Source organism: Amycolatopsis sp. NPDC102522, from assembly GCF_055584485.1.
Window position 1 is genome coordinate 66,598 of the sequence record NZ_JBVJLY010000003.1, and the last position, 16,907, is coordinate 83,504.

16 protein-coding genes are annotated in these 16,907 nt (G+C 69.6%); 4 read left to right on the forward strand and 12 right to left on the reverse strand.

What is annotated here, in order from left to right; genetic code table 11:
- The first annotated feature begins 150 nt into the window (after positions 1 to 150).
- Together ACZ6YV_RS10450 and ACZ6YV_RS10455 are read left to right on the forward strand one after the other, a co-directional pair.
- Positions 151 to 966, forward strand: coding sequence for a hypothetical protein (locus ACZ6YV_RS10450; protein ID WP_465509363.1), 816 nt, complete (start codon positions 151 to 153; stop codon positions 964 to 966).
- A gap of 28 nt (positions 967 to 994) precedes the next feature.
- Positions 995 to 1,585: an HD domain-containing protein gene (locus tag ACZ6YV_RS10455; protein WP_465509364.1), complete on the forward strand. Its 591-nt coding sequence runs from the start codon at positions 995 to 997 to the stop codon at positions 1,583 to 1,585.
- Between the two features lie 3 nt (positions 1,586 to 1,588).
- On the opposite strand, the gene ACZ6YV_RS10460 is transcribed toward ACZ6YV_RS10455, so the two are convergent.
- The 3 genes from ACZ6YV_RS10460 to ACZ6YV_RS10470 are packed head-to-tail and all read right to left on the reverse strand — an operon-like array spanning position 1,589 to position 3,949.
- Positions 1,589 to 2,935, reverse strand: coding sequence for a hypothetical protein (locus ACZ6YV_RS10460; protein ID WP_465509365.1), 1,347 nt, complete (start codon positions 2,933 to 2,935; stop codon positions 1,589 to 1,591).
- A 58-nt stretch (positions 2,936 to 2,993) separates the two neighbouring features.
- Positions 2,994 to 3,440 (reverse strand): VOC family protein, encoded by a 447-nt coding sequence (locus tag ACZ6YV_RS10465; protein WP_465509366.1) that lies wholly within the window; start codon positions 3,438 to 3,440, stop codon positions 2,994 to 2,996.
- Between the two features lie 11 nt (positions 3,441 to 3,451).
- On the reverse strand, positions 3,452 to 3,949 hold the full coding sequence (locus tag ACZ6YV_RS10470; RefSeq protein WP_378238712.1) for a pyridoxamine 5'-phosphate oxidase family protein: 498 nt from the start codon (positions 3,947 to 3,949) through the stop codon (positions 3,452 to 3,454).
- 181 nt (positions 3,950 to 4,130) lie between these two features.
- On the opposite strand from ACZ6YV_RS10470, the gene ACZ6YV_RS10475 reads away from it, so the two are divergent.
- Entirely contained in the window at positions 4,131 to 4,844 is a 714-nt protein-coding gene (locus tag ACZ6YV_RS10475) for an SRPBCC family protein (protein WP_465509367.1), read from the forward strand.
- Here ACZ6YV_RS10475 and ACZ6YV_RS10480 read toward each other — a convergent pair.
- The 9 genes from ACZ6YV_RS10480 to ACZ6YV_RS10520 form a co-directional block, all read right to left on the reverse strand.
- Positions 4,841 to 5,674 (reverse strand): hypothetical protein, encoded by an 834-nt coding sequence (locus ACZ6YV_RS10480; RefSeq protein WP_465509368.1) that lies wholly within the window; start codon positions 5,672 to 5,674, stop codon positions 4,841 to 4,843. The genes ACZ6YV_RS10475 and ACZ6YV_RS10480 overlap by 4 nt on opposite strands.
- Before the next feature lie 276 nt (positions 5,675 to 5,950).
- Positions 5,951 to 7,513 (reverse strand): bifunctional phosphoribosylaminoimidazolecarboxamide formyltransferase/IMP cyclohydrolase, encoded by a 1,563-nt coding sequence (gene purH / locus ACZ6YV_RS10485; protein WP_465509369.1) that lies wholly within the window; start codon positions 7,511 to 7,513, stop codon positions 5,951 to 5,953.
- Positions 7,510 to 8,127 (reverse strand): phosphoribosylglycinamide formyltransferase, encoded by a 618-nt coding sequence (gene purN / locus ACZ6YV_RS10490; RefSeq protein WP_465509370.1) that lies wholly within the window; start codon positions 8,125 to 8,127, stop codon positions 7,510 to 7,512. The genes purH and purN overlap by 4 nt, the downstream gene beginning before the upstream one ends.
- A gap of 76 nt (positions 8,128 to 8,203) precedes the next feature.
- Positions 8,204 to 9,706, reverse strand: a complete 1,503-nt coding sequence (locus ACZ6YV_RS10495) for a cell division protein PerM (RefSeq protein ID WP_465509371.1) — start codon at positions 9,704 to 9,706, stop codon at positions 8,204 to 8,206.
- A 142-nt stretch (positions 9,707 to 9,848) separates the two neighbouring features.
- Complete coding sequence (locus ACZ6YV_RS10500; protein WP_465509372.1) at positions 9,849 to 10,661, reverse strand: DUF5336 domain-containing protein; 813 nt, start codon at positions 10,659 to 10,661, stop codon at positions 9,849 to 9,851.
- 384 nt (positions 10,662 to 11,045) lie between these two features.
- A complete protein-coding gene (gene sucD, locus ACZ6YV_RS10505; RefSeq protein WP_378238705.1) occupies positions 11,046 to 11,933 on the reverse strand; it encodes a succinate--CoA ligase subunit alpha in 888 nt (295 codons plus the stop codon).
- Between the two features lies 1 nt (position 11,934).
- On the reverse strand, positions 11,935 to 13,104 hold the full coding sequence (gene sucC, locus ACZ6YV_RS10510) for an ADP-forming succinate--CoA ligase subunit beta (RefSeq protein ID WP_005165132.1): 1,170 nt from the start codon (positions 13,102 to 13,104) through the stop codon (positions 11,935 to 11,937).
- Between the two features lie 117 nt (positions 13,105 to 13,221).
- A complete protein-coding gene (locus ACZ6YV_RS10515; RefSeq protein ID WP_465509373.1) occupies positions 13,222 to 13,581 on the reverse strand; it encodes a hypothetical protein in 360 nt (119 codons plus the stop codon).
- Positions 13,578 to 15,437: a hypothetical protein gene (locus ACZ6YV_RS10520; RefSeq protein ID WP_465509374.1), complete on the reverse strand. Its 1,860-nt coding sequence runs from the start codon at positions 15,435 to 15,437 to the stop codon at positions 13,578 to 13,580. The genes ACZ6YV_RS10515 and ACZ6YV_RS10520 overlap by 4 nt, the downstream gene beginning before the upstream one ends.
- Before the next feature lie 585 nt (positions 15,438 to 16,022).
- Here ACZ6YV_RS10520 and ACZ6YV_RS10525 point away from each other — a divergent pair.
- The gene (locus ACZ6YV_RS10525; RefSeq protein WP_465509375.1) at positions 16,023 to 16,709 is read left to right on the forward strand and encodes a M23 family metallopeptidase; all 687 of its coding nucleotides are present in this window, start codon (positions 16,023 to 16,025) and stop codon (positions 16,707 to 16,709) included.
- Positions 16,710 to 16,907 lie beyond the last annotated feature (198 nt).

Sequence of the window (16,907 nt, forward strand, 5' to 3'; positions counted from 1 at the left end):
CTGGCGTGCCACGGGGAAGGCGGCACTTCGAACGTTTGTTCGATGACTCCAGTAGACCGGTCCGCGCGGCGATTGTCAAGCGAAGCGGAACGATCACCGGACCTGTCACGTCCGAGGCCGGGAATCACGGCACCGGAAAGGAAAACCGCAGTGGACGACGCTTGGCCCGAGACGGTGAACGGCTGGGAACTCGCCAGGGAAGGCCATATCGAGAACTACCGCAAACGGCTGGTCAACCGGGTCACGGTCACCGCGATCTGGGAGAACGGGACCGGACGGGGCCAGGTGGACGCCCGCACCGAGCCACTGGGCAGCGGCCGGACCTTGACCAGCAGCCGCAAGGATTTCCGGGACAAGGAGGCGTTCTGGACCGCCGCGACCTGCGTCCTGGAGATGGCCGCGAACCTGCCGTCGCTGGACTGGGGCACGAGCCCCGCGGCTTCGGCGCTGGCCGGGACCGTGGCGGGCATGGTCGAAGCGGAGCCCGGCACCAGCGGCACGCCGGAGGCGGAACTGACGTTCACGTTGACCGACGGCCACACCGTGACCCTGTTCATGACCGACGAGCAGGCCTTCGACCTGAGCAACAGCATCTCGCGGCTCGACCACCGCGTGTGGGCCGAAGAACGCGAAGACGACGAAGAAGATGAGGACGAAGACGACGAATTCGAATCCGACGACGAGGAAGTACCCGACGTCGAAGAAGTCCACTCCGGCCCGGACACCGGGCACGATCTGGTCACCCTCCTGGAGGACCGGTTCGGGGTCACCGAGGACAACCTGCTGGCGCACGTCGACTGGTCCGCACTCATCGTGGTGGGGGAATCCGCGGTGGCGGCGCTCATCGACCGGGGTGACGAACTGACCGCCGCGGTCGCTCCGCGGTGGTATCCGGTCGTCGCGGACCGGCCCGGTGAGCGCTGGGTCGTCCTCAAACGCGCCGGCCTGCACTACCACGGGGAATGAGCGGGGGGTTTCTGTCATTCTGGACGCCATGCCCTCGTCATCCCTGCGCCGGGCCCTGGCCGGCACCGGCGAGCCGCCGCTGCGCCCGCTGCCGAGCGAGGTGAGCGAGCTACTGGAGGAACTGTCCGCTCCCCCGCGCCTGGCCGCGCACCTGCGCGCGGTCCACGACGTGGCCTGCTCGCTGGCCGACTGGCTGGAGAAGCAGCACCCGGACATGGCCTTCGATCGCGAAGCGACCCTGTTCGGCGCGGCCGTCCACGACATCGGCAAGACGATCCACCGCGAAGAGCTGTCCGGCCCCGGTTCCGCGCACGAGCAGGCCGGCTACGAACTCCTTGTCTCCCGGGGAATCGACGTGCACCGGGCTCGGTTCGCGAGGACACACGCCGCTTGGAGCGAGGACGTCGGCGTCGAAGATCTGCTCGTGAGCGTCGCGGACAAGGTCTGGAAGGCGAAGCGGGTCACCGATCTCGAACAGCTGCTGGTCGACCGGTTGACCGTCGTGAGTGGACAGCCGTCGTGGGAGGTCTTCCTGGCGCTGGACGACATGCTCGACCGGATCGCGGCGGACGCCGACGGGAGGCTGGCCTTCCAGGCGAGCCACCCCGTCGACGGCTGAGGGTCAAGCCACGCGCGGCAGCGGGGCCGGGTGATACCGCCGGAAAGCGGGCGCGGTGGTGCCCGGCTCACCGTGCAGCCAGTCGTAAAGGAAGTGGTACTCCGGGCCGAACCGGTTCGCCTCGGCGTTCAGCCGCTCCGGCGATGTCGACGGCCAGCGGCCGGTTTCGACGCGATCCCGCAGCACGCGCAACGCCGTCAGTTCCTCCGCAGCGGTGTGCTGGCAGTGCCCGCCCCGGTTCACGTACAGCTGCCGGATCCGGCCGGGATCGACGCGGTCGCCATAGGTCCGCTCGTGTTCGGGAGCGACGCCGTCACCGATCGGGTGGAGTGTGACGACAGGCTGGTGACCGCGTCCGGTCGGCGTCCCGGTGCGGGCGAGCCATCGGGCGGCGGAGGTGTCGGCCGCGACACGGGGCGCGGCCGCGAGCTTGGCGAGATCGGCGCCGAGGTCCAAGCCTGCGTCACGGTACGCCTGTTTCACGAGGTCACGTTCACTCGACCGGGCGAGCAAACCGCGGTAGTCCACTCCGATGTTCCCGGTCGGGTTCCCGCCGGCCCGCGTCTCCAGATCGGCCCGGTGGGTGCCCCAGGAAAGCTGGTCGTAGACCGCCTGGACGAACTTCGCCTGCTGACGGATCTGCTCGGCGATGTCGGTGGGGCGAGGGTGATGCGCCGTCGACCAGCCGGGGACGTCGGCGAACGCGTTGGCGAGGGCGAGTCGCGCCCGTCCGTCGGGTGATTCCAGCGCTTTCGCGATCACCTGATGGGCTTTCGCGAGGTTCGCCGTCGGGTCGGTGATACGGACGACCTCCAACTCGGGCGCGAGCAGTGTCCGGACCGCGAACCCCAGGTCCAGCGCCTGACCGAACAACGCGGAGCCGCCCGCGACGGGCCCGCACAGCGCCAGCGCGCCGTCGATCCGGTGCGGGAGCCGTTCGGACAGCAGGACCGCGTTGAGGCCGCCGCCGGAAGCTCCCCAGGTGAGTACCTGTGCCGGGCGGCCGACGTTGCGGTCGAACCAGGACAGCAGCGCCGTCTGGTCGTGCACGGCTTCGCCGGACGAGAAGCCGCTCGGCTTGCTGTAGAGAGACGCGGCCAGCGCGTACCCCTCGCCGAGGAGGACGGGCTTCGCCTCCCGCCGGTTGGCGAGTTCGATCTCTTCGGGAACGTAGCCCGGCGGGTAGATCCCGTGGTTGTACAGCAGGAGCTCGCCGTTCCAGTTCGACGGCACCTCGACCCGGTATCGAGCGCCATCGATCACTCCGGTGTGGACACGGACGTCGTCCGTGGCGAGGGCGGGCGCACCGGTGACGATCAGCGCGGCCGCCAGGATTCCTGTCAACGTCATGACGGAAATGCTGGCAGGACAAGGCTTCGCGGGAATCCGTCGAGACGCGGCTTCTCGGCTACGCTTCCCGGCGTACGAGCTCCTCGGCCAGCTCGATGGTGATCCCTTCCGGACCGCGGACGTAGCAGAGCCGGTAACTGTCCTCGTACTGCACCAGTTCGCCGACGAGTTCGGCACCGTGCGACCGCAGGCGCTCCAGGACCTCCTCGATGCCCTCCACCGAGAACACGAAGTGGCGGATGCCGGGCGTGTTCATCGGCACGCGGGAATGACCGTCCCGGCTCGGGGCCTGGTACTTGATCAGCTCCAGCCCGCCGTGGCCGTCCGGCGTCCGCATCATGGCGATGTCGGTCCGGACCTCGTCGAGCCCGGTGAGGCGATCGACCGTGTCGCCCTTGAGTGACGCCTCACCCTCCAGAACGAGACCGAGTTCGATGAAGAACGCCTTGGCCGCTTCGAGATCGTGGACGACGACGCCGACGTGTTCGAGCTTCTTGAGTGTCATGACAGTTCCTTTCAGGCGCTCTGACGCTCGGCCTGCCGGCGCAAGAGCTCTTCGACGGCGGTGGGCAGGGTGGTCTCGAAGTCGATGAGTTTGACCCAGGTCGGGGTCACCACGATGCGGACCATGCCGTCGTAGAGCGACCGTACGTTCTTCTCCCACTCGATCCGCTGCTCGGGCGCCATCTCGTAGGTGCCGTTCCACTGCAGGTACTCGTCGGGGATGCCGTCGACGTAGTCCAGCTCGGCGGTGCCGCGGAGGAGCAGGATCTTCGGCGGGTGCGATTCGGTGTCGATGGTCAGGGCGACGGCGGGGTTGCGGCGCAACGACGCCAGCTTCGGCGCGTTCGTCGCGGTGCACATGACGATCTCCCTGCCGTTCCAGTGGATGCCGATCGGGATCGACCGCGGCGTGCCGTCGAGCGCGGTGTAGGCCAGCCGGGCCAGGTCGCGGGCCAGGAGCTCCTGGCTGAACGGGCGGTTCAGGATCTCGTCGATCGTGCTCTGCTGCATGTCGATCTCCTCGGGTCACTTCCTTCGCGGACACCCCAGGGACGCCGCCGCTCCCCGCACTTCGACACTCCAAATTGTGACCTGCGTCACTTCGCCTTTAGCGGGCTAAACGCGATCTGTTTGTCGAAACGGGCCCTGGCCAGGCGTCGCCCTTGTGAAGGCACACGAGAGAGGGAGCATCATGGCTAAGGAATCCGAAGTCCGCTTCGAGGGCTTCCTGCCCACCACACCCGCCGACACCTGGGCCGCGATCACCACGGGCAGCGGCGGCTGGCTCTGGCCGATCCGGTACGAACCGCGCGACGGCGGCGCCGAGTCCGGCCTCACCCCCAACGGCGGCATGGTGACCGTCTGGAAGCCGTCACAGCGCTTCGTCACCTACGCGGAAGACGAGAACGGCTGGTTCAACACGCTCGAGTACGTCCTCGAACCGAAGGACGGCGGCACGTACCTGCGCTACGAGCACACCACGGTCCTCGACGATTTCGACGTCGAGTACGACGCGTGCAAGCGGCACACGGCGTTCTACTACCACTCACTGGGCGAGTACCTAACGCACTTCAACCGGCGCGAGGTGAAGTACTTCAAGACCGACGCGCCCGAAGCATCGAAGGCTCCGGAGGCGTTCGAGGTCGTGCGGACGGCGATCGGCGCGACGGTCGCGGGCGACCAGGTGCGCTTCGAAGTACCGGGCGTCGGCACCGTCGAAGGCGTCGTCGACTACCTGACGTCGGCCTTCATCGGCATCCGGACCGAAGACGCGCTGTACCGCTTCTACGGCCGGAACGTCTGGGGCTGGCCTGTCGGCATCGGACACCACCTGTTCGCCGAAGACGCCGACGCGGTCAAGGCCGAGAAGGCGTGGACGGCCTGGCTGAACGGCCTCTACGCCTAGCGGGGCAGGCTCTTCGCGATCTCGGCGCCGACGGACTTCGCCGCTTCGGCGGACTCCGCCGGCGGGATCGGCGAGTTCGCGAAGAATCCCTTGTCCCAGCCCTTGTAGGTGACGATGGCGACGTACACGCCCTGGGTGAAGCGCAGTTCGGCACCGCTGAAGGCGCTGTCGGTGTCGAGAGAGACGAGAACGGCCTTCTGCCCGATGCCCTGCACCTGCTGCTGGCGCTCGGACGGCGCGGCCGACCCGGTGGACGACTCCGCCGCGCGCTTCTCGGCGTCCGGTCCCTCGTGGCGGTAGACCATGACCTGGAGGGACCGGTCGTGGACGTTGTCGCCCTCCGGCGCCAGCCAGGAGCAGCCGTACTGCTTGGTGACGATGTCCAGCGCCTTGATCTCGTTCTCGCGGGCGCCCTGGAAGCTGGTCATGAGCGTCTTGTTCAGGACCTCCGGGGCGACCTTGCACTCGTTGGGCGGCTGCTCGGAGACCGGCGCCTTGCCGACCGACGAGTAGTACTCCGACGCGAAGATGCCGCCGGGGATGCCCAGCCCGAGCAGCACCACGCCGCCCACGATCAGGCCGACGATCAGCCCGGTCTTTTTCTTCTTGGGCGGCTGCCCGTAGCCAGGAGGCGGACCGTACCCAGGCTGCTGTCCGTATCCGGGCGGCGGTCCGTAACCCGGCCCACCGGCCTGAGGCGGTCCGTAACCCGGTCCGCCTTGCTGAGGCTGTCCGTAACCCGGCTGCTGCCCGTAACCGGGTTGGCCTCCCGGCCCAGGTGGCGGGCCGTGACCCGGTCCCTGGCCGTACCCCTGCGGCGGCTGGTGCACCGATCCTCCTACCGATCCTCACGGACGCTCGCGCGTCGCGATTAGGGGGCTAAACGCACGTCAGCGACCGCGTCGCGTTTAGCCCGCTAAACGCGATCCGCCGCCAGCATGGCACGGCGACCGGAGCCGGGCACCGGGAACGCCCACAGTCCGGCCCGCGGGCACCCCGGATCGCGTTTAGCCCGCTAAACGCAGGTCCGCCCCCAGATCGCGTTTAGCCCGCTAAACGCAGGTCCGCCCCCAGATCGCGATTAGCGGGCTAAACGCAGGTCGGGGCTAGTGGGCGAAGTGGCGCGTGCCGGTGAGGTACAGGGTGACCCCGGCGGCCTCGGCGGCGGCGATGACCTCGGCGTCGCGGATCGACCCACCCGGCTGGACGACGGCGCGGACACCGGCCTCCAGCAGGACCTCGAGCCCGTCCGGGAACGGGAAGAAGGCGTCCGAAGCGGCGACGGACCCCTTCGCCCGGTCGCCCGCCCGCGAGACCGCGAGCCGCGAGGAGTCGACCCGGTTGACCTGGCCCATGCCGACGCCGACGGTCGCGCCGTCGTTCGCCAGCAGGATCGCGTTCGACTTCACCGCGCGCAGCGAACGCCACGCGAACTGGAGGTCGGCCAGCGTCCGCTCGTCGGCGGCCGCGCCGGTCGCCAGTGTCCAGTTCGCCGGGTCGTCGCCCTCGGCGGCGATCGTGTCGACGGTCTGCACCAGCATGCCGCCGGAGATCGGCCGGAACTCGATCGGATCCGGCGACGTGATCGCGGGCAGCTTCAGCAGCCGCACGTTCTTCTTGCGCTGCAGGATCTCCAGCGCCTCGGCGTCGAAGTCCGGCGCCAGGACGACCTCGGTGAACACTTCGGAGATCTGCTCGGCGGCCTCGCGGCTCACCGGCCGGTTGGTCGCGATCACCCCGCCGTAGGCCGAAACCGGGTCGCACGCGTGCGCCTTCCGGTGCGCCTCGGCGATGTCCACGCCGACCGCGATCCCGCACGGGTTGGCGTGCTTGATGATCGCGACGGCCGGGGCGTCGAAGTCGTAGGCGGCGCGGCGCGCGGCGTCGGTGTCGACGTAGTTGTTGTACGACATGGCCTTGCCGTGCAGCTGTTCCGCGTGCGCGAGGCCCGGCCGCCAGTGCTTGTACAGCGCGGCCTTCTGGTGCGGGTTCTCGCCGTAGCGCAGCACGTCGCCGCGCTCCCACGAAGCGCCGGTGAAGTCCGGGAAGCCCGAGTCGTCCGCGGGCGCGTAGACGTTGGCGAACCACGCGGCGACGGCGGTGTCGTACGCCGCTGTGTGCGCGTAGGCCTGCGCGGCGAGCCGCTTGCGGTCGGTCAGCTCGAAGCCACCGGCGGCGACGCGCTCAAGCACCCATTCGTAGCGGGAGGGGTCGACCACGACGGCGACGCTGTTGTGGTTCTTCGCCGCGGCACGCACCATCGCCGGACCGCCGATGTCGATGTTCTCGACGCAGTCTTCCGGGCTCGCGCCCGAGGCGACGGTCTGCGTGAACGGGTACAGGTTGACCACGAGCAGGTCGAACGGCGCGATGTCCAGCTGCTTGAGCTGCTCGACGTGCTCCGGGCGGTCACGGTCGGCGAGCAGGCCCGCGTGCACCCGCGGGTGCAGCGTCTTGACCCGGCCGTCGAGGGACTCGGGGAACCCGGTGACCTCTTCGACCGGCGTCACCGGTACCCCGGCGTTCGCGATGACCTTCGCCGTGCCACCGGTCGACACGATCTCGACACCCGCCGCGTGCAGCCCGGTGGCGAGTTCGAGCAGACCGGCCTTGTCGGAGACGCCGATCAGCGCGCGCCGGACGGGACGCTGTCCCTGTGCGGTAGTCACGAAAACCTCACCTTTCGTCCCTCGACCGCGCACCCGCTCCGGCCGAGTTTTTCGATCGTTTCCACCAGGAGCCTGCGTTCCACGGCCTTGATCCGCTCGTGCAGGACGTGTTCGTCGTCGTCGGACTCCACGATCACCGGCTCCTGCGCGATGATCGGCCCGGTGTCGACTCCGGCGTCGACGAAATGGACCGTCGACCCGGTGACCTTGACCGCCATCGCCAGCGCGTCGGCCACGGCGTGCGCGCCGGGGAACGACGGCAGCAACGCCGGATGCGTGTTGATCACGCGGCCGGGGAACCGCGCGAGGAATTCGGCGCCGAGGATCTTCATGAACCCCGCCGAGACGACCAGGTCCGGCCGGTAGGCGGCGACGGCTTCGGTGATCGCCTTGTCCCACGCCGCGCGATCCGGGTGGTCGGCCATCCGCACGGTGAACGACGGCACGTCGGCGCGTTCGGCCCGCGTGAGCGCTTCGATCCCGGTGCGGTCCGCGCCGACGGCGACCACTTTCGCCGGGAAGTTCGGCTTTTCGACGGCGTCGAGCACGGCTTGCAACAGCGTGCCGGAACCGGACGCGAGGACGACGAGCTTCACCGGAGTGGGCAGGTCCAACCGACTAGCCAGAACGGGCTCCTTGCCACGGCGGTACGCACTCGGGCGTACGGCGCTTCACCTGGTCGCGACAACCCTAACGGTCGCCGCCGGGCGCGCTTTCGTCGCCGGACCCGTCGGTGGACTCGGTCACAGCGACATCCTGCTCGGGCTCGGTTTCCGGCTCTGTTTCCGCCGGGGTCTCGTCGAGTTCCTCACCGAGTTCGAGGATTAGTTCCGCCTCGGCCTCGTCGTCGAATTCCTCGTCAAGCCCGGCTTCGGGCTCATCCGCCTTCTCCGCCGCTTCGTCCTCTTCGGGCTCGCCGGTGTCTTCGGTGTCTTCGTCGGCCTCGGCTTCCGCGACGTCATCCGTGATGACTTCGGCGTCGGGATCACCCGGCGGTTCGGGAGGCTCGTGCGCTCCGGCGAAGAACGCGACGAACCCGCCGGGGATGACGATCCAGCAGAAGGCGATCACCGACGCGACCCCGACCGGCACGCTGACCGGGTCGAACGGCCCGTCGCCGAGCCTGCCGCCGGAGAGGGTCCCGAGGATGACGCAGCCGAACGCGACGAGCGCGCCCGCGACGGCGACCGCCCGGATCCGCGGCATCGGATCCTCGTCGATCGTGCGGATCCGCCAGCCGACCAGCACACCGACCAGCACCGGCAGGAGCAGCAGCACCGGCCACCACACCGCGTGGTGCGACGGGATCCCCGCCAGCACCGGCACCCCCGGCAGCCGCCCTTCCTGGTAGCCGAACATGCCGACGGTCAGCGAACCGACCGAGAAGCCCGGCCCCGTGATGAAGGACAGCGCGGCGACGACCGCGTTCGGCACGTAGGCCACGGAGAGCACGAACATGCCGAAGCTCGTGCCGAAGCCGGGCTCGAACAAACTGTCCACAGTGGACCACGAAAACGCGGTGGCCGCGGTGAACACCACCGCGCCACAGGCGAGCATCCCGGCGAGGCCGAGCGCCCCCGCCCGCAGGCCGTGGACGGCCACCGGGTCGAACCGGTCGCGCACCACGGCGGGCAGTCCGCAGACCTTGGCGGTGCCCGCGATGGCGGCGAGTCCGGCGAGAAGTCCTGGTATGCAGAAGGCCGTCAGCGAGCTCACCGCGATCGGCGATCCGCCGGTCAGCAGGGCGATGAGCACGCCGAACAGCGCGTGCGCCCCGGCTGTCACCGTCACCACCGGGATGGCGTCCGCAGGGGTCCCGCCACCGAGCCGGCGGGCGGCCCGCGCAGCAGACCTCGCCACGAGCCACGCGACGACGAGCGTCGGCAACAGCGGCAGCACGCCGAGCGGATGACCGCCGAGTTCGAGTTCCACCTGCCACGAGGCGAGCCAGCCCGGCCCGGCGGCTAGCAGGGTTCCGGTGGCGGAGAACCGGACGCGGTCGGCGGTGAACGCGACCACCGCGAGTACGAGCGCGACGGCGGTGTAGGAGAAGAGCAGGGGCGCGCAGGCCGCCGCGAGCAACACACGAACCCGCTTCGCCCTGGACACCTCCGGCTCGGGGACGAGGTCGCTCACCGGCTCTTCGCCCGGCGGGCGTTCGTCGCGGGTGAGCAGCTTCATGATCCGCACCATGACATCCGGACTGGTCCGTCCGGGTGAGGCACGCCGCCGCCGGACGGCCCACATGGCCCAACCCACCCGGTCGGGTAACCCGGAAAACAAAAACACCCGCTGTGACACGGAGAGTCACAGCGGGTGTTCTACGTCCGGAAGATCAGCTCTGCTGGCCGAAACCGCCCGGCGGCGTACCCGGGTTCTGGCCCGGCTCCGGCGAGGACGACGGCGGCTGCTGGAAGAACTGGCCCTGCTGCGGCGCGTACGTCGTGGCCTGCTGGCCCGGCGGCTGCGTGACCGGCGGCTGGAACCCGCCCGGCTGCGCGAACGGCGCGGACGGCTCACCCTGCTGCCCCTGCTGGCCCGCGCCGGGGAACGGCTGGACCTGGGTGGCGGCCGGGCCCTGCTGACCCTGCTGGCCGAACGGACCCTGCGGGCCCTGCTGCGGGAACTGCTGGCTGTAAGGGGCCTGCGGTGCCTGCTGCTGCGGCTTCGCGGCGGGCAGCTTGATGACGTCGTGCTCGAACAGCAGCGCCGCGACCGCGACCAGCATCTGCAGGATGCCGAGGATCAGCACCACGGTGAGGATGCCGGGGACCGAGACCTCCGAACGGCCGCTCCCGTAGCCGATGATCAGGTCCAGTGCGCCGAAAGCGCCGAGGACGCTGAACAGCGCCGCGAACGGCAGCGTCTTCGGGCCGCGCGGCAGCGCGTGCAATGCCGCGAGCAGGGCGCTGACCAGGAGGAAGACCGAGACCTGCCCGGCGGCGTCGGCCTCGTCGGAGAAACCGATGAAGAACTGCACCAGGCCGAGGACGGCGACGGCGAGCGCGAGCAGCAGCGCCAGGTTCAGCGGGGCCGCCGGCGACGGCGCCTGCTGCTGGGGAAAGGCTCCCGAGCCGGGGTGGGACTGAGGGGGTTGCTGGCCGCCACCCTGCTGGGGGTAGCCGGGCCCACCGCTGGGATAGGACATCCGAATGCTCTCCTGTCGTTCGACCGGCACCCCGGGGGCGCGCGGGACTCCCGGGACAAACGAGGCGGCTGTGATGCTCGAACGCTAGCGCACACGCGGGCACCCCATGCCTCGGGCTCTGAGACGTCTGTACACCCGATCAGGTTCCCCACGGAACCCCTGGCGAAGCCCCGCGTCGCGTTTAGCCCGCTAAACGCGACGCGACCGGCCGGATCGCGATCAGCCCGCGAAAGTCGCTCCGCCCGCGGGATCGCGATTAGCCCGCTAAACGCAGGTCGAGGCGGATCGCGTTTAGCGGGCTAAACGCGATCCGGTGGTGGAAGCAGGCGGGCCGGGCACCGGTGTGGTGCCCGGCCCGCCGGGGAAAGCTCAGTCTCCGAAGGATCAGAGGCTGTTGTACAGCTCACGCGCCAGGACGGCGGTCTCGCTCGGGGTCTTCCCGACCTTGACGCCGGCGGCCTCGAGGGCCTCCTTCTTGGCGGCGGCCGTGCCGGAGGAGCCGGAGACGATGGCGCCCGCGTGGCCCATGGTCTTGCCCTCGGGCGCGGTGAAGCCCGCGACGTAGCCGACGACCGGCTTCGTCACGTTGTCCTTGATGTAGGCCGCGGCCCGCTCTTCGGCGTCGCCACCGATCTCGCCGATCATCACGATGACCTTGGTCTCGGGGTCAGCCTCGAACGCCTCGAGGGCGTCGATGTGCGTGGTCCCGATGATCGGGTCGCCGCCGATGCCGACACCGGTCGAAAAACCGATGTCACGCAGCTCGTACATCATCTGATAGGTCAGCGTGCCGGACTTCGACACGAGACCGATCGGGCCGGCGTCGGTGATGTCGGCCGGGATGATGCCCGCGTTCGACTTGCCGGGGCTGATCACGCCGGGGCAGTTCGGCCCGATGATGCGGGTCTTGTTGCCGGTCGCGACAGCGTGCGCCCAGAAGTAGGCCGAGTCGTGCACCGGGATGCCTTCGGTGATCACCACGGCGAGCGGGATCCCGGCGTCGATCGCCTCGATGACCGCGTCCTTGGCGAACTTCGGCGGCACGAAGATGACCGAAACGTCGGCGCCGGTCTCCTTGATGGCCTCCTCGACCGTGCCGAACACGGTGAGGTCCTTGCCCTCGACGGAGACGGTCTGGCCCGCCTTGCGGGCGTTGACGCCACCCACGATGTTCGTGCCGGACTTCAGCATCTTGGTCGCGTGCTTCATGCCCTCGGAGCCGGTGAGCCCCTGCACGATGACCTTGCTGTTCTCGTTGATGAAGATCGACATCTCACGCACCTGCCGCGGCGAGCTCGGCGGCCTTGTCGGCCGCGTTGTCCATTGTGTCCACCACGGTGACCAGCGGGTGGTTCGCGTCGGCGAGGATCTGGCGACCCTCGACGACGTTGTTGCCGTCCAGCCGCACGACGAGCGGCTTGGTGGCCTCGTCACCCAGGATCTTCAGCGCCTCGACGATGCCGTTCGCGACCGCGTCGCAAGCGGTGATGCCACCGAAGACGTTGACGAAGACGCTCTTCACGTCGGTGTCGTTGAGGATGACGTCCAGACCGGCCGCCATGACCTCGGCCGAAGCGCCGCCGCCGATGTCGAGGAAGTTGGCGGGCTTGACGCCGCCGTGCTTCTCGCCCGCGTAGGCCACGACGTCCAGCGTGGACATCACGAGACCCGCGCCGTTGCCGATGATGCCGACCTCGCCGTCGAGCTTGACGTAGTTGAGGTCCTTGGCCTTGGCCTTCGCCTCGAGCGGGTTCTCCGCGTCCTTGTCGACCAGGGCTTCGTGGCCCGGCTGACGGAACGAGGCGTTCTCGTCGAGGGTGACCTTGCCGTCGAGGGCGATGATCTTGTCCTGCGGGTCACGGACCAGCGGGTTGACCTCGACCAGCGTCGCGTCCTCGGAGACGAAGGTCTCCCAGAGCTTCACGACGACGTCTGCGGCCTCGTCGACCACGTTCTCCGGGAACTTGCCCGCGGTCAGGATCTCGACGGCCTTCGCCTTGTCGACACCGATGATCGCGTCGACCGGGATCTTCGCGAGCGCTTCGGGGCGCTCGACGGCCAGCTGCTCGATCTCCACGCCGCCTTCGGCCGAAGCCATCGCGAGGAAGGTGCGGTTCGCACGGTCCAGCAGGAAGGAGAAGTAGTACTCCTCGGCGATGTCCGAGGCTTCGGCCACCAGCACGCGACGCGTGATGTGGCCCTTGATGTCGAGACCGAGGATCGCCTCGGCCTTCTCCGCGGCCTCGTCGGGCGTCTGGGCCAGCTTGACGCCGCCGGCCTTGCCGCGGCCGCCGGTCTTGACCTGCGCCTTGATGACGACCTGGTTGCCGATCTTCTCGGCGGTCGCCTTGGCTTCTTCGGGGGTGTTTGCCACGGCACCCGGCAGAACCGGTACTCCGTGGGCGGCGAAGAGATCCCTCGCCTGGTATTCGTAGAGGTCCACTACTCCAGTCTCCTGACGACACGCCACTGTGGTGGTCCGTTGCCGGACCGCGCTGTCGGACCAGTCGAGGTTAGCGACCTGCGCAGAAGCAGGGGACTCCGCACCTGGTGAAGTCGGTCACCGTACGCGGTCAGACGGTGTTTCCACGGTGTGAGACCGCACACCGGAGACCCAGTTCGCGGCCTTTTCCAGGCTTTCGAAGGCGTTCTCGAATCCGCTCGGGCCGTTACCGACCGCGAAGAGAAGGACGCCGGGGAGCGTTTCGGCGAGTCCTTCCGGTTCGCTCTCGCCACACACGATGCCGAGGATGTCCGGATCCTCCTGTTCGACGGTCCGGACCAGTTGTTCGGCGGTGTCGAGACGCCCGGCGTAGACGACCTCGACCCCGTCGTCGCGCAGTGCTCTCCCGAGCGCGACAGACGAACCTTCCTCTACACCGAACTCGGCCAGCACGACACGAAGGAGACGACGTGTCACGCGGTCCGCCGTGAGCCCGCGACGGCCATCCCGGCCGCGACGAGGGAGACGACGGCGGCGGCCAGCGCGAGCCAGAAACCGATCCCCGCCGACGAGCCGTCGTACTCCGAGCCGACGAGCGGCAGTTCCGCCGCGCGCAGGCCGAGCACCAGCGCGGCACCGGCCAAGGCGGACACGGCCGCGACCGGCCGCGACCGCGGGACGAGCGCGTACAGGCCGAGAACGACCGCGAGCGCGCCGAGCAGGCCCCACGACGCCGCGCCGAAGCCAGACCACAGGCCCGGAGCGGTGTAGCCGGGCGCGGTGAACACCGGCGTGCCGAAGGCGGCGATCGCCAGCACCGCCGCCGCGACGACCGGGGTCAGCACGGAGCCGTTCGCCCGCGACCCGTCCAGTTCGGCAGTGTCAGTGGCGTCGGCAGCGTCATCGGAGTCGGCGGCGACGTCGCGTTCCACGACGCCGGTGATCACGGCGGCGAGCCCGGCCATGGCCGCCAGCGCGAGCGCGACGAACGTCCACGTGACGCCCTGGGCCGCCGAGAAGCCGACCTTGTCCGGCAACGGCAGCGGAAGGTCGACGCCGAACGACGCCGGGTCCACCGACTTGTCTTCGGTCACCGACAGGGCCGCGCTCAGCACGGCCGCCGCCGCGAGCACGACACCCGCCCACGTCGCCGCGACGACTCCCCTGGCGAACCCCGAGAGCCGCGGCACGAAGACGAACAGCGCGGGCACGGCGAGCACGACGGCGGCGCCGAGCAGCAGCCAGCGCGCCGGCGTCTCGGGGACGGGCGTCGGACCGTTGGCCTTCAAGACCGGGGTCAGCGCGCCCGCGCCCGCGGCCACGGCGGCCAGCAGCGCCAGTCCACCGGTGGCCAGCCGCCACCAGAACAACCCGGGCAACCTGGCTTCACCGGCCAGGTCGCCGGTGACCGCCTCGCCCGCTTCCGCGACGTCGAACCGGGTGAAGGCCAGCCCGAGCAGCGCCAAGCCCGCGACGGTGACCAGCACCGAACCCGGCGCGAGCGAAAGCCGGTCCACGACCAGCCCCGCGACCACCTGCGGCACACCGACCGCGAGGGCCGCCAGTCCCGCTCCGACGAACCCGCCCTTGCCGACCTCGGCCGAGGGGGAACTCACCGCCACCAGCACGGCCAGCGGCAGCATCACCGCGAGCAGCAGGTAGCCGGCCATCGCGACCGTCGGACCCTCGAAGGCGTTCTTGGCCAGGAGGTACGCGTTGCCCGAGCCGAGCGGGGCGAGCAGCAGGCCGATCCCGCCCGCCACGCCGGACACGGGCCCGAGCAGCCGCCAGCGGCGCCGTCCGTCGAGTTCGCCCGCCAGCTCCGCCTCGTCGCGGGCTGTCCCGGCGGCGAACGCCCCGGCGGCGAGCGTGAGCAGGTGACCCGCCACCAGCGGCCACAGTCCCGGCCCCGCCGGAGGCAAGGTGAGCAGCCTGTCGGCGAGGAACAGCTCCGGACGCGCGGCGAGGGATCCGTCCGCGAGCAGCTGCAGGTCCAGCAGCAGCCGTCCGGGCGCGAGCGCGGTCAGCCCGAGCACCAGCCCGGCCGTGAGCCCGGTCCGTCCCGTCATCACCGCGTAGAGCACCGCCACCGCGGGCGCCAAAGCCAGCACGACCAGCAACGGCCCGGCGGTGAAACCGGGCGAGCCACCCCGCACGACGGTCATCAGCGCACCGGCGGTCAGCGCGACCGCACCGGCCACCACCAGTCCCGCCGAGAGCAGGAGCGCTCGCGGGCGGGCGCCCGGTTCGCTCCGGAGAAGTTCGGCGGACGCGGTCCCGGGGTCGGCCTGCCCGGTGGATTCGCCACCAGGGTGCCGTGAGCGCGAAGTCATCGACGGCGACGCTAGCAAGCCGGGCACGACCGGGCCCGGCAGCAGGGCACCACAGGTCTCGCTGGCGCTCAGTCAGGCCTCAAACGAGGCCGAAAGCGGCTAAGCCCCCTTCAACACCTCTGGGCAACCGGTTATTTCCCTCGTTTGCCTCCTTTCCGACCCTTCGGTACCCCCGAACGGCCGCTTGATCTTGTAACGCAAATCACACGGTCGAGAGTAAACCTGATCTAACTTTGGGTAATCCTCACTGGATAACGGCCAGATCGCCGTCGCCCGATCGGCCGAGAGCTCCGCCAGATCTTGCTGATCGGGGTGCCGCTTCGTTACTGTTCCCGGGTCCCCATTACAGTCAGATCACGAATGAGAGCACTGAACGAACCACCCCCGAGGTCGTTCACCGGGTTCCCCCGCCCGGGCTCTTGATCCGACTCCCCGAACATGGAAGGCCCCGTCTTGGCTTCACACCGCTCCCCCGGCGGCCAAGCTCCTTCCCCGGCGCTCGAGAACGCACTCGATGGTGCGGTCGTTCGCGTCCGGGGCTCGCACCGCCTGTCGCCCCCGTCCTCGGCCCTTCGTGGCCGTGTCGTGGTCGCAGCCGTCGCTGCAGGCGCCTTCGCGGCCGCCGCCGCCGGGCAGACCATGAAGTCCATCTCGGACTCTTCCGACGCCGCTGTCACCCCGCTGGCCAGCACCCAGGACGCGAGCGCCTCGTTCGCCCTCGGTGGCGGAGCCGCCGGTGGCGCGCCGGAGCTGCTGCCGACCAGCCAGTCGGCGAACGCCTCCGCCGAGGCCCAGAAGCTCTCGGACAACAACAGCATCACCCAGGCTCGCGTGAAGCGTGAGACCGAAGCGGCCCGCAAGGCCGAAGAAGAGGCCAAGCGCCCCAAGACCTGCATGCCCGCCAAGGGCACCTTCACCTCGGGCTTCGGTGCCCGGTGGGGCACGAGCCACCTCGGCATCGACCTCGCGGCCCCGATCGGCACGCCGATCGTCGCGGCCTCCGACGGCACTGTCATCGAAGCGGGCCCGGCCAGCGGTTTCGGCCTCTGGGTCAAGGTCCAGCTCTCCGACGGCACCGTGCACGTCTACGGCCACATGAACTCGTTCTCCGTCCGCGAAGGCCAGAAGGTCAAGTGCGGCGAGGAAATTGCCGAGGTCGGCAACCGTGGTCAGAGCACCGGCCCGCACCTGCACTTCGAGGTGTGGCAGAACGGAACGAAGAAGATCGACCCGCGCCCGTGGCTCGCCGCCCGCGGCGTCAACGTCGGCTGATCGAGCCTCGCCTTTCTCTTCACCGCACGGCCTTTCACTCCAAGGCCTTTCACCACAGCACGGCCTCTTCACCTCACCGGTGATCCCGCCCGATACAAGGGTGCGCCGGGCGACGACGCTCTGACGTGTCTTCAGGGCCTCCGCTTCCCCCTTTGAGGGCAACGAGAAGCGACGTAGGCCCTCCGACTCGGAGCGAAG